The 12,060-nt window shown below is 46.3% G+C and carries 11 protein-coding genes; all 11 read left to right on the top strand.

What is annotated here, in order from left to right; translation table 11 throughout:
- Nucleotides 1-54: 54 nt before the first annotated feature.
- The 11 genes from Q9R36_RS02510 to Q9R36_RS02460 all read left to right on the top strand — a co-directional run bounded on the left by Q9R36_RS02510 (nucleotide 55) and on the right by Q9R36_RS02460 (nucleotide 12,043).
- Nucleotides 55-780: a GntR family transcriptional regulator gene (locus tag Q9R36_RS02510; protein ID WP_009791684.1), complete on the top strand. Its 726-nt coding sequence runs from the start codon at nucleotides 55-57 to the stop codon at nucleotides 778-780.
- Nucleotides 781-869: 89 nt separating this feature from the next.
- Nucleotides 870-1,967, top strand: coding sequence for a BMP family lipoprotein (locus tag Q9R36_RS02505; protein ID WP_311224507.1), 1,098 nt, complete (start codon nucleotides 870-872; stop codon nucleotides 1,965-1,967).
- Between the two features lie 269 nt (nucleotides 1,968-2,236).
- Complete coding sequence (locus Q9R36_RS02500; protein WP_094767421.1) at nucleotides 2,237-3,772, top strand: ABC transporter ATP-binding protein; 1,536 nt, start codon at nucleotides 2,237-2,239, stop codon at nucleotides 3,770-3,772.
- Complete coding sequence (locus tag Q9R36_RS02495; protein ID WP_094767420.1) at nucleotides 3,765-4,814, top strand: ABC transporter permease; 1,050 nt, start codon at nucleotides 3,765-3,767, stop codon at nucleotides 4,812-4,814. The genes Q9R36_RS02500 and Q9R36_RS02495 overlap by 8 nt, the downstream gene beginning before the upstream one ends.
- Entirely contained in the window at nucleotides 4,815-5,774 is a 960-nt protein-coding gene (locus tag Q9R36_RS02490; protein WP_009791679.1) for an ABC transporter permease, read from the top strand.
- Nucleotides 5,775-5,926: 152 nt separating this feature from the next.
- Complete coding sequence (locus Q9R36_RS02485) at nucleotides 5,927-6,994, top strand: GGDEF domain-containing protein (protein ID WP_311224506.1); 1,068 nt, start codon at nucleotides 5,927-5,929, stop codon at nucleotides 6,992-6,994.
- A gap of 373 nt (nucleotides 6,995-7,367) precedes the next feature.
- On the top strand, nucleotides 7,368-8,648 hold the full coding sequence (gene yfmF / locus Q9R36_RS02480) for an EF-P 5-aminopentanol modification-associated protein YfmF (RefSeq protein WP_022543731.1): 1,281 nt from the start codon (nucleotides 7,368-7,370) through the stop codon (nucleotides 8,646-8,648).
- Entirely contained in the window at nucleotides 8,649-9,935 is a 1,287-nt protein-coding gene (yfmH, locus tag Q9R36_RS02475) for an EF-P 5-aminopentanol modification-associated protein YfmH (RefSeq protein WP_009791676.1), read from the top strand.
- A gap of 60 nt (nucleotides 9,936-9,995) precedes the next feature.
- On the top strand, nucleotides 9,996-10,718 hold the full coding sequence (gene ymfI, locus Q9R36_RS02470) for an elongation factor P 5-aminopentanone reductase (protein ID WP_094767526.1): 723 nt from the start codon (nucleotides 9,996-9,998) through the stop codon (nucleotides 10,716-10,718).
- A 76-nt stretch (nucleotides 10,719-10,794) separates the two neighbouring features.
- Nucleotides 10,795-11,058, top strand: coding sequence for a DUF3243 domain-containing protein (locus Q9R36_RS02465; RefSeq protein WP_094767417.1), 264 nt, complete (start codon nucleotides 10,795-10,797; stop codon nucleotides 11,056-11,058).
- 193 nt (nucleotides 11,059-11,251) lie between these two features.
- Nucleotides 11,252-12,043, top strand: coding sequence for a YmfK family protein (locus Q9R36_RS02460; RefSeq protein ID WP_022543732.1), 792 nt, complete (start codon nucleotides 11,252-11,254; stop codon nucleotides 12,041-12,043).
- The last annotated feature ends 17 nt before the right edge of the window (nucleotides 12,044-12,060 follow it).

The following is a 12,060-nucleotide window of genomic DNA, read 5'->3' as shown; positions in this document are numbered from 1 at the left end:
TCATTAAACATCAGAGGTCTGATGTCTTGAGAAAAAAGGTTGGAGGAACCCTGCATGTCAATTAAGTCAGATAACCGGCATCTATACCTGCAAGTCATCGATCGATTAAAGCAGGACATTGAAGAAGGGCTCTATAAAGAAAGAGAAAAGCTTCCTTCTGAATTTGACCTTGCAAAGCAGCTTGGAGTAAGCAGAGCTACACTGCGTGAAGCGCTCCGTATTCTTGAAGAAGAAAACGTGATTATCCGCAGGCATGGTGTAGGAACCTTTGTGAATGCAAAGCCTCTCTTCACTTCAGGAATCGAGCAGCTTAACAGCGTGACCAATATGATTCTGCAGGCAGGGATGAAACCAGGAACCGTATTCTTAAGCTCAGTCACTCAGGGGCCGACCGAAGAGGATGTGCGCCGTTTCTCATGTTCCGCGGAGGAAGGGATTGTGGTTATCGAAAGGGTCAGGACAGCGAATGGGGAGCCTGTAGTCTACTGTGTGGACAAGCTGCCGGAAAAGATACTCCCGGAAAGCTTCACGCATGACCAGGAATCGATTTTTAATGTGCTCGAAGAAGAAGCCAATAAAAAAATCACCTATGCCGTTGCCCAGATTGAACCGATCGGCTACCACGAGAAGATTTCCCCGATTCTTGAATGTGAACCGGAAACTGCACTGCTTGTGTTAAAGCAGATGCATTACGACGAAATGGATGAACCAGTCCTTTACTCGGTGAATTATTTTAAGGCCGACAAGTTCAGCTTCCATGTCCTTCGCAGGAGAATATAATTTTTTTGCGGAAGTGAAAGCGAAAACAAATCTGTTTTTCAGAATATTCCTGCTAAAATTTCAAACAAATTCCTTGGGGGGTACAAACCTTGAAAAAGCGTAAATTTGGTTTGGCGCTGTCACTTGTTCTTGCAGCCGGCACGATTCTTGGTGCTTGCGGAAACAGTGAAGAAAAAGACGATGCAGCTGGTGAAGGCGGCACAGACAAAGAAAAAGCATTCTCTGTTGCAATGGTAACTGATGTCGGCGGTGTTGATGATAAATCATTCAACCAATCTGCCTGGGAAGGTCTTCAGGCATTTGGTGAAGAAAACGGCCTGGAAAAAGGCAAAGGCGGCTTTGACTATCTTCAGTCACAATCAGACGCTGACTACGCAACAAACCTGAACAACCTTGTTCGCCAGGACTTTGATGTTGTGTTCGGTATTGGATTCATGATGCAGGGAGCTGTTGATGAAATCGCTCAGCAGCAGAAAGATGCCCACTTCGCGATCGTTGATGCAGAAGTACAGCAGCCTAACGTTGCAAGCATCCTTTTCAAAGAGCAGGAAGCTTCTTTCCTTGCTGGGATTGCAGCTGGTCTAACAACTAAATCAAACAAAATCGGCTTCATCGGCGGTATTGAAGGAGCAGTTATCGAGCGCTTCGAATCCGGCTTCCTTGCAGGTGTACAGGCGATCAACCCTGAAGCACAAGTAGATGTACAGTACGCTGGCGCATTTGATAAAGCTGAACTTGGCCAGACAATTGCTGCTAAGATGTACTCTTCTGGAGCAGATGTTATTTTCCACGCTGCCGGAGGAACTGGTAACGGACTATTCAAAGAAGCACGCGACCTTAAGCAGAAAGATCCTTCTAAAGAAATCTGGGCAATCGGCGTTGACTCCGACCAGACAGCTGAAGGTGTTGTCGGCGACCATAACGTCATCATCACTTCTGCACTTAAGCGCGTTGACAATGCAGTGAAAGACCTTTCAACAAAAGCTATGGATGGCAACTTCCCTGGCGGCGAAATCACTACTTACGGTTTAGCTGAAGACGGTGTAGGCCTTGCAGAAATCAATGACGAAGTTTCTGTGAAATCCGACATCGAAGCTGCTGTAACTGAGTGGCAGGATAAAATCAAGAGCGGCGATGTTGTTGTACCTGGTACAAGAGCTGAGCTTGAAAACTTCAAGGCTGAATAATACAAAAAGGGAATAAGGGGGTTGTAAGGCCCACTTATTCCTTTTTAATGCAAATTGCGGCTGGAACATTAATTGAAGAGCAGAATGATTCTGCCTTTCACTTAGTGTTTTAGATATCTTCTCTGAAATATAGATGTTTAAGAAACCTTGAAAACCGGAATGCAAAGCCGCAGGCCGGAGGAATCGGCACCTGCCGGATTTTTTTACAGCTTCTAAGGTATGACCTCTTACTACTATATTTTCTATTAATTTGTGCGAGGAGTGGAAGAATGGAATACGTTATTGAAATGCTCAATATCCGCAAAGAATTTCCGGGCATCGTCGCAAACGACAATATTACTCTTCAATTGAAGAAGGGTGAGATCCACGCTCTCTTAGGTGAGAACGGGGCAGGAAAATCAACGCTGATGAACGTGCTGTTTGGCCTGTATCAGCCTGAAAAAGGTGAAATCCGCGTCAACGGAAAGCCGGTCAGCATCACTAACCCGAACATAGCCAATGACCTTGGCATCGGCATGGTCCATCAGCACTTCATGCTGGTCGACACGTTTACTGTCACTGAAAATATCATTCTCGGAAAAGAAACAACAACCGCCGGGAGAATCGATATTAAAAAAGCTGAACAGGAAGTAAGGGAAATCTCTGAGCGCTACGGCTTATCCGTAGATCCCCAGGCAAAGATATCCGATATTTCTGTAGGGATGCAGCAGCGTGTTGAAATCCTGAAGACGTTATACAGGGGAGCTGAAATCCTGATTTTTGATGAGCCGACCGCTGTTCTGACTCCGCAGGAAATCGGCGAGCTGATCCAGATTTTCCGGACATTGATCAAAGAAGGCAAATCGATTATCCTGATCACGCACAAGCTGAAAGAGATCATGGAGGTCTGCGACAGGGTTACAGTCATCCGCAAAGGTGTCGGCATCGGAACAGTCAACGTAAGCGAGACAGACCCGAATGCGCTGGCAAGCCTGATGGTCGGACGTGAAGTCACGTTCAAGACAGATAAGAAGGCTGCAGATCCAAAAGAGGTTGCATTTGAAATCAATGGGCTTACGGTTAAAGATTCGAGGGGCGTCCCTGTTGTAAACAATCTCAATTTAAAGATAAAAGCAGGCGAAATTGTCGGAATTGCCGGTGTTGACGGCAATGGACAAACAGAGCTGATCGAAGCGATCACCGGACTGAGAAAAGCAGAGGACGGCACCATCAGCCTGAACGGCAAAAATATCAGAAATCTGTCTCCAAGGAAAATCACTGAAAGCGGGATCGGCCATATTCCTCAGGACAGGCATAAGCATGGACTGGTGCTCGATTTTCCGATTGGCGACAATATCGTGCTGCAGACATACTACAAAAAGCCTTTCTCCAGGTATGGTGTATTAAACTTTAAAGAGATTTACGATAAGGCCCGCAAGCTGATAAAAGAATATGATGTCAGAACGCCGACTGAGTATACAGAGGCAAGGGCATTGTCAGGCGGAAACCAGCAAAAAGCGATCATCGGCCGTGAAATTGACCGCGACCCTGATTTGCTCATCGCTGCCCAGCCGACAAGGGGCCTTGATGTAGGGGCCATTGAATTCATCCATAAGCGCCTGATTGAGCAGCGTGATAACGGCAAAGCCGTTCTGCTTCTTTCTTTCGAGCTGGATGAAATCATGAATGTCAGCGACCGGATTGCCGTTATTTATGAAGGTGAGATTGTAGCGGTCGTAGATCCGGCTGAAACGACAGAGCAGGAACTGGGGCTGCTGATGGCAGGGTCGAAAAGAAAGGAAGCGGGTGAAAAGTCTAATGTCTAGTCGTTTGAAAAATATAATGATTCCTTTAATAGCGGTTCTGCTGGGAGTTATTGTCGGCACCATCATCATGATTGCGACAGGCTATGATGCGGTTGCCGGTTATACAGCATTGTGGAACGGAGCATTTGGCGAAGTGTATTACACTGGTGAGGTCGTCCGCCAGGTAACGCCATATATATTGGCCGGTTTGGCTGTAGCGTTTGCATTCAGGACAGGGCTGTTCAATATAGGTGTCGAAGGGCAGCTGATTGTCGGATGGCTTGCGGCTGTCTGGGTCGGGCTTGCCTTCGATGACCTCCCTAAGTTCATTCATCTTCCGCTTGCTGTACTGGCAGCAGCGGCAGCAGGTGCACTTTGGGCATTCATCCCTGGCTTGCTGAAGGCTAAGTTCAAGGTTCACGAAGTTATCGTGACTATCATGATGAACTATATTGCCTTGCATGTAACAAACTATATTGTTCGTTCAGTATTGACTGACAATGCGGACAGAACTGAAAATATCGCAGAGTCAGCTTCTCTGAGATCACCATTCTTTGAAAGCATCACTGACTATTCAAGGCTTCACTGGGGAATTTTGATTGCACTCGTTTGTGTGTTCATCATGTGGTTCCTGCTGGAGAAGACTTCCAAAGGATATGAACTGAAGGCAGTAGGCTTTAACCAGCATGCATCCCAGTATGCCGGAATGAATGTAAGCTCTAATATTATTTTATCAATGGTCATTTCAGGTGCTTTTGCAGGGCTTGCCGGCGCAATGGAAGGTCTGGGCACCTTTGGCTATGCAGCAATCAAAGGCGGGTTCACCGGCGTCGGTTTTGATGGAATCGCAGTTGCGCTCCTAGGGGCAAACGGTCCGATCGGAATCGTCTTTGCCGCTATCCTGTTCGGCGGCCTTAAAGTAGGGGCACTGAATATGCCTCTTGAGGCCGGCGTGCCGAATGAACTGGTAGATATCATCATCGCGCTGATTGTATTCTTTGTAGCAGCCAGCTACATGATTCGCATCGTCATTGATAAGTTTGGCAAGAAGGGGGTGAAATAAGTGGGCTTTATGGATATTTTGCTGATCATTGTTCCTTCCACGCTATTATGGGCGGCACCGCTTATTTTCACTGCATTGGGCGGAAATTTCTCTGAGCGCTCGGGTGTTGTCAACATCGGACTCGAAGGATTAATGGTTATAGGAGCGTTCACTGCAATCGTATTTAACCTGACATTTGTTGATTCACTGGGAAAAGCAACTCCATGGCTCGCTTTGGTCGCAGCGCTGGTTGTCGGCGGACTGTTCGCCCTCATCCATGCGGTAGCCTCCATCACATTCCGGGCTGATCAGACTGTTTCCGGGGTAGCCATCAACCTGCTGGCAATCGGACTTGCATTATTCCTTGTCAAGTTCATCTATGATAAAGGCCAGACAGATATCATCCAGGTGGGCTTCAGCAAGGTCGATATACCATTATTAAGCGATATACCAATCATAGGGGAAATCCTTTTCTCCAATACCTATTATACATCCTTTGTTGCTATCATCATCGCTTTCATTGCATGGTATGTGATGTTCAAAACGCCATTCGGCCTCCGTCTGAGATCAGTCGGTGAACATCCGATGGCTGCTGATACGATGGGCATCAATGTAACAAGAATGCGTTATATCGGCGTAGTCATATCAGGTGCGCTTGCAGGTGTCGGCGGCGGAGTTTATGCACAGTCGATTTCTTCTGACTTCGGGCACGCTACCATCAGCGGGCAGGGCTTTATGGCTTTGGCAGCACTGATCTTCGGTAAATGGCATCCGCTTGGAGCAATGGGCGCTGCTTTGTTCTTCGGCTTTGCCCAGAGCTTGAGCATTGTAGGCTCCAGCCTGCCGCTGCTTGAGAACATTCCGAATGTTTATCTGCTGATTGCGCCTTATGTCCTGACCATCCTGGCATTGACAGGCTTCATCGGCCGCGCAGATGCACCGAAGGCACTCGGTACTCCATATATAAAAGGAAAAAGATAATCATATTGAACCCGGTCATGCAGGCCGGGTTTTTCAATTGTTTTGCTAGATTGCCATTTAAGGAAAAAATTAACTGAATAGATTGACTCTTGGAAAAACCTGCCTTAAAATTAAATAGTTAATATTCTATCATTTCTGATCGGGGCCGTCATATGCCAAAATCCTTGTTTTTCGATGATTATCATACAGATAAGATTGTTTCCTATAGCAGATGGTTCTTTCTCCTTCTGGTCCTCTTCATAAGCCATTCACCAGCTGCTCCATTTCAGGCAGAGAAGACAGCGCTTCCGGCAGTCCTTGCCGTATTTTCCTTCATCTATATTTCAGCTGCCCATATATGTACAAGCTTTATAAAAAACGGAAAAGCAAGCAGGCGCCTTGCGGCTGTATGGACTGGCTGCGACCATATTGCTGCAGCTGTCCTGTTTATGATTTCTGGAGACGGGGCTGCCGTCTTTTATCCGCTGGCCATCCTGCTTACCGTGACTGCAGCCATCAGGATGCGCACTAAAGGTGCACTGTTTTCAGCATTGTTCTTTTCAGCTTCTATTCTGGCCGGGACAGATTTAGGGCAAGATGCAGAACACCTTCTTCTTCCATTGGGGAGCCTCTGGATAACCGGAATTCTGGCCGGTGGTGCCGCTGTCAGGGAAACGAGGCAAAAGTCTCAGATCGAAAAATTAAAAAGAATGGTGTACACAGATTTCCTAACCGGGCTTGCCAATAGAAGAGCATTCCATGAGCAGCTGAACCTTATAGAAAAAACAGCGGAACCCTGCTTCATCCTTTTAGCTGATGTAGATAATTTCAAAGGTATCAACGACTATTACGGCCATCTTGAAGGCGATGAAGTGCTGAAAAAGCTGGGCCGCACTTTCATGAGGGCTGAAAAGCTGAACGGCTGCAGAATTTACCGCTATGGAGGAGAAGAATTTGCCTTCCTTATCCCTGGGAACCGCGAGGAAAAGGTCATTAACATCCTGACGGGCCTTCTGGACAGTGTGGCTCAGGAGGTTATGGCCGGAGGGAAACAGCCTGTCACAATGAGCTTTGGCGCCAGTTTCTTAAGCAGCGGAAATACAAAGCTTGCACTTGAAGAAGCCGATGCCCTGCTTTACCAGGCCAAAACCAGCGGGAAAAGCAGGGCCATTTTCAGCAGCGGCCTTATCATGAAGAATACGCTGCCATCAAAAAAAATCATGAGTGCCAATAGCGGATAAGTATAATCAAAGAGCAGTCTCCATAAAAGGGGCTGCTTTGTTTATCACAAAAATACCCTCTTTGGCATACCCTCCCTGCGCATCAATCATTTGCTATCTCAATTTAGGAAACGTTATAGTTAGAATATGTTTTATTTTTATGGAGAAGATTAAAAAATAACCTGAGCAGCGTCTACATAAGATAAGAAAAGCGCAAGCGCCTTGCTCACCCCCGACAAGCACAAGACGATCCTCCCGGAAAGGCGTTCTTTGCCTTTTTGGGATGATTGGCTTGTGACCTCGAGGGGGTAGGCGCTGGAGCTAGACAGTAATCAAATTAGAAAAAAATATATTATCTTATCTTTTGGAAAAGCAGGAATTTAGGAGGATGTATATGGCCGTTATGGATGAAATCGTAAAAAAGATGGAAGGGTATGACCTCCATATAGTCAAGACCGGCAAATTCAAAACCAATACACTGATTTGGAAAATGAAAGCTCCTCTTCAAAAAGAAGATGCGACTCTAAGAGCACTTTTCCCTTATGTCCTGCAGAGCAGTTCAAGCAGATTTCCAGCCACAGGGCTTCTCCGCTCGCATCTTGATGATTTATACGGCGCCAGTCTGTATGTGGATTTGGCAAAAAAGGGCGAGTACCATGTTGTTACTTTTTCAATGGATATCGCCAATGAGAAATTTCTTTCGGATCCTGCACCACTGTTAAGGAAGGCTTTTGAATTCCTTGCTGAAATCCTGCTGAAGCCAAATGCGCAGGATGGGAAATTCAATGAGGAAACAGTCAGACAGGAAAAAAGGACGCAAAAGCAGCGGATTCAATCTGTGTTTGATGATAAAATGAGATATTCCAATTTCAGGCTTGTTGAAGAAATGTGCAAAGGGGAGCCTTATGCCCTCCATGTAAACGGAGAAATGGACGAAGTCGACAGCATCACCCCTGAAAAGCTTTACCAATATTATGAACGGGCATTTGCAGAAGATCAGCTCGATTTTTATGTGATCGGTGACGTTGATCCTGGCGAAGTTGAAGCGATGGCAGGGGAGTATCTCAAGTTCTCTCCGAGAGAGCCTAAGCAGCTTCCACGCGGTTCTTCCGCTGAAGCTGGGGATGTAAATGAAGTCAAAGAAATCCAGGATGTAAAACAAGGGAAGCTCAACATAGGCTACCGGACCAATATCCTCTATGGAGATAAAGATTACTACGCCCTCCAGGTTTTCAACGGCATTTTCGGCGGCTTTTCACATTCGAAGCTGTTTATCAATGTCAGGGAAAAAGCAAGCCTTGCCTATTACGTCGCCAGCAGGCTTGAAAGCCATAAAGGATTGATGATGGTCATGTCCGGCATCGATAATAAAAACTATGACCAGGCAGTCGGCATTATAAAAGACCAGATGGAAGCCATGGTAAACGGCGACTTTACGGAAGAAGAAATGGCACAGACAAAGGCAGTGATCAAGAATCAGCTGCTTGAAACGATCGACACTGCCAGGGGAATGACAGAGATCCTTTATCATAACGTAGTTGCCGGCCAGGAAATTTCCCTTGACCTGTGGATGGATGAGATGGACAAAGCCACGAAAGAAGATATTGTCGCCGCAGCAAAAAAAATCAGCATGGATACCGTATATTTCTTAACAGGAACGGAGGCGGGCGAATAAATGGAAACGATCGTTTTTGACCAATTGAAAGAAAAATTATATTACGAAAAAATGGCCAATGGCCTTGATGTCTATATACTGCCAAAGCAGGGCTTTAACAAAACTTATGCCACCTTTACAACCAAATACGGCTCAGTGGACAATCACTTTGTCCCGCTTGGACAGGAGGAGTTTGTGAAGGTACCTGATGGCATCGCCCACTTCCTTGAGCATAAATTGTTTGAAAAAGAGGACGGCGACGTTTTCCAGCAGTTCAGCAAACAGGGCGCTTCTGCCAATGCTTTTACCTCTTTCACAAGGACAGCATATCTGTTTTCCAGCACCTCAGACGTTGAACGGAACCTGGAGACACTGATTGACTTTGTCCAGGATCCTTATTTTACGGAAAAGACCGTAGAAAAGGAGAAAGGCATCATTGGGCAGGAAATCACCATGTATGATGACAATCCGGACTGGCGCCTTTATTTCGGCCTCATCCAGAATATGTATCAGAATCATCCTGTAAAAATTGATATTGCCGGAACAGTGGAATCAATCTCCCATATTACCAAGGATCTATTGTATGAATGCTATAACACCTTCTACCACCCGAGCAATATGCTGCTGTTTGTTACCGGTCCGGTTGATCCTGAAGCGATTATGGGGCAGATCAGGAGCAACCAGGAGAAAAAGGAATATAGTGACCAGCCGGCAATCGAACGCAGGTTTGAGCAGGAAATGACCGGTGTTGCGGAGAAGAAGCAGGTTCTGAAGATGAATGTGCAAAGCTCTAAATGCTTATTGGGCGTCAAAGCGCTTAATGTGAAGCAGGAAGGCGCTGAAATGCTGAAGAATGAGCTGACGCTGAATGTTATGCTGGATATCCTGTTCGGCAAAAGCTCCAAAAATTACGAAACGCTGTACAGGGAAGGGCTTATTGATGAAACCTTCTCGTATGATTATACACAAGAGCAGGGATTCGGCTTTGCGATGCTTGGAGGGGACACAAGCGATCCGGATCAGCTTGCCGGTACATTGAGGAGCATGCTGCTTGAAGCAAAGACTGGCGATGTATTCAGCCAGGAAGCGCTGGACAGAACGAAAAAGAAAAAAATCGGAGCATTCCTCCGTTCCGTCAATTCGCCCGAATATATCGCCAACCAGTTCACCCGTTATGCTTTCAATGAAATGGACCTGTTCGAAGTGGTGCCTGAAATCGAGAAAATCAGTTTAGAACAGCTGAAAGAGACAGCAAATGTTTTTCTGTCCGAGGACAGATTTACTGTCTGCCAGGTTGTTCCCAAATAAAAAGGATAGCGCCGGTTTCCGGCGCTTTCTGTCATTGTGGAAAAGGGAGCGGAACAGAAAATGAAGAAATTTACGTTGGTGACCGGTGCGAGCGGAGGCATAGGAAGGGCAATTGCCCTCAAGCTTGCTGAAGAGGGGCACTCGCTTTACCTGCATTATAACAGGAACATAGAGGCCATAGAGAAGCTGCTGGGAGAGCTTGCACAATTCGAAGGGGAATATATCCCGGTCCAGGGTGATCTGGCAGATCCTCTCGGCTATAAGAAAATCGCCGGCAGCATCTTTTCCCTGGATGCGATTATCCATAATTCCGGGGCAGGCTTTTATGGATTACTGGAAGATACAGACGACCAGATTCTCGAACAGCTGATGCGGGTGCATGTGCTGTCTCCTTATGCGCTTACCAGGGAGCTGCTGCCCAAATTGATCCAAAAGCGCCAGGGCAGCATAATCATGGTTTCGTCCATCTGGGGCCAGGCAGGTGCCGCCTGTGAAACAGCCTATTCAGCAGCAAAAGGTGCGCAGATCGCGTTTGTGAAAGCCTTGAGCAAGGAGGTCGCCCTAAATGGGGTGAGAGTGAATGCGATAGCCCCTGGTGCTGTAAAAACACCGATGATGGAATCATTCAGTGAATCGGAAATAATGGAGATAGAGGAAGAAATACCGATGGGGCGGATGGCAGCACCAGAAGAGGTTGCGAATGCAGCAGCTTTCCTGCTTTCTGAAGGGTCTTCCTATATCACTGGCCAGGTGCTGGGAATCAATGGCGGCTGGTATACGTAAAATTACAGACAGATGCATATTTTGCCCCTCCTGTAAGCAAAATAACTTTGTACTATACTACAAGGAGGTACGAACAATGTCTGTATTGGATAACTGGAATCATTGGAAGGATTTCTTGGGAGACCGTCTTCACCATGCCCAGAATGAAGGCATGAACAAAGATGTAGTCAATGACCTTGCTTATCAGATTGGCGACTATCTTGCAAAACAGGTTGATCCGCAAAATGATCAGGAAAAGGTGTTGGCTGATCTATGGTCAGTGGCAAGCCAGGAAGAGCAGCATGCCATTGCCAATATGATGGTCAAGCTAGTTCAGAACGACGGAACACAGCAGCAATAGAACTTTCCATACAGGTTCATTCCAAAGAGAGGCCAACCCTCTCTTTTTTTCTTTGCAGTCAATGAAAAAATTGAGGAATGATTCGAAAGACATTGGTTTTTTCTTTCATCTTCAGGGAAAATCATTTATTATAGAAGCTAGACAAAATTATGCAGGAAAATGTCGGATTTGGCACGATCTGGGAGGTTTACCTATGGAAAAAACGGAATGGTACCTGGAATATGAAATTCAAAAAAACCGGCCTGGGCTGCTTGGTGACATTTCTTCGCTCCTTGGAATGCTTTCCATTAATATCGTCACCATCAATGGAGTGGATGAAGGGCGAAGGGGATTGCTGATCCTTGCAAAAGATCATGAACAAATCCAAAGACTAGAGTCTATTTTACATACAATGGACACAATAAAGGTAATAAAGCTCAGGGAACCGAAGCTGAGGGACAGGCTGGCGGTGCGCCATGGCCGATACATACAGAGGGACGCAGACGATAAGAAAACGTTCCGTTTCGTCCGGGATGAGCTGGGGCTGCTCGTCGATTTCCTGGCAGAGCTGTTCAAGCAGGAAGGACATAAGCTGATTGGCATCAGGGGCATGCCTCGCGTCGGCAAAACAGAATCGATCGTGGCATCAAGTGTCTGCGCCAACAAGAGATGGCTGTTTATGTCATCGACATTGCTTAAGCAGACGATCCGGAATCAGCTGATTCAGGATGAATACAACGAAAATAATCTGTTTATCATTGATGGGATCGTTTCAACCAGAAGGGCAAATGAAAGGCATTGGCAGCTGGTGAGGGAGATCATGCGCCTTCCGGCAGTCAAGGTCGTTGAGCATCCGGATATTTTTGTGCAGAATACAGAATATTCGATGGAGGATTTTGATTATATTATTGAACTGCGCCATGATCACAATGAAGAGATCAAGTATGATGTGGTTGAGAATAATGATATGTTCTCCGGGACTGATTTTGGAGGATTTGATTTTTAGTAAGGTGGAAGGTGTTT

Origin of the sequence: Bacillus sp. AG4(2022), assembly GCF_031844465.1 — a bacterium.
Classification (GTDB): domain Bacteria; phylum Bacillota; class Bacilli; order Bacillales; family Cytobacillaceae; genus Bacillus_AB; species Bacillus_AB infantis.
This window is presented reverse-complemented; position numbering and strand designations above follow the sequence as displayed.

Bases quoted from the DNA above. Each gene is read 5' to 3' on its own strand.
- Q9R36_RS02510 (WP_009791684.1), top strand. From the start codon at position 55: ATGTCAATTAAGTCAGATAACCGGCATCTATACCTGCAAGTCATCGAT.
- Q9R36_RS02500 (WP_094767421.1), top strand. From the start codon at position 2,237: ATGGAATACGTTATTGAAATGCTCAATATCCGCAAAGAATTTCCGGGC.
- Q9R36_RS02495 (WP_094767420.1), top strand. From the start codon at position 3,765: ATGTCTAGTCGTTTGAAAAATATAATGATTCCTTTAATAGCGGTTCTG.
- Q9R36_RS02485 (WP_311224506.1), top strand. From the start codon at position 5,927: ATGCCAAAATCCTTGTTTTTCGATGATTATCATACAGATAAGATTGTT.
- yfmF (WP_022543731.1), top strand. From the start codon at position 7,368: ATGGCCGTTATGGATGAAATCGTAAAAAAGATGGAAGGGTATGACCTC.
- yfmH (WP_009791676.1), top strand. From the start codon at position 8,649: ATGGAAACGATCGTTTTTGACCAATTGAAAGAAAAATTATATTACGAA.
- ymfI (WP_094767526.1), top strand. From the start codon at position 9,996: ATGAAGAAATTTACGTTGGTGACCGGTGCGAGCGGAGGCATAGGAAGG.
- Q9R36_RS02465 (WP_094767417.1), top strand. From the start codon at position 10,795: ATGTCTGTATTGGATAACTGGAATCATTGGAAGGATTTCTTGGGAGAC.
- Q9R36_RS02460 (WP_022543732.1), top strand. From the start codon at position 11,252: ATGGAAAAAACGGAATGGTACCTGGAATATGAAATTCAAAAAAACCGG.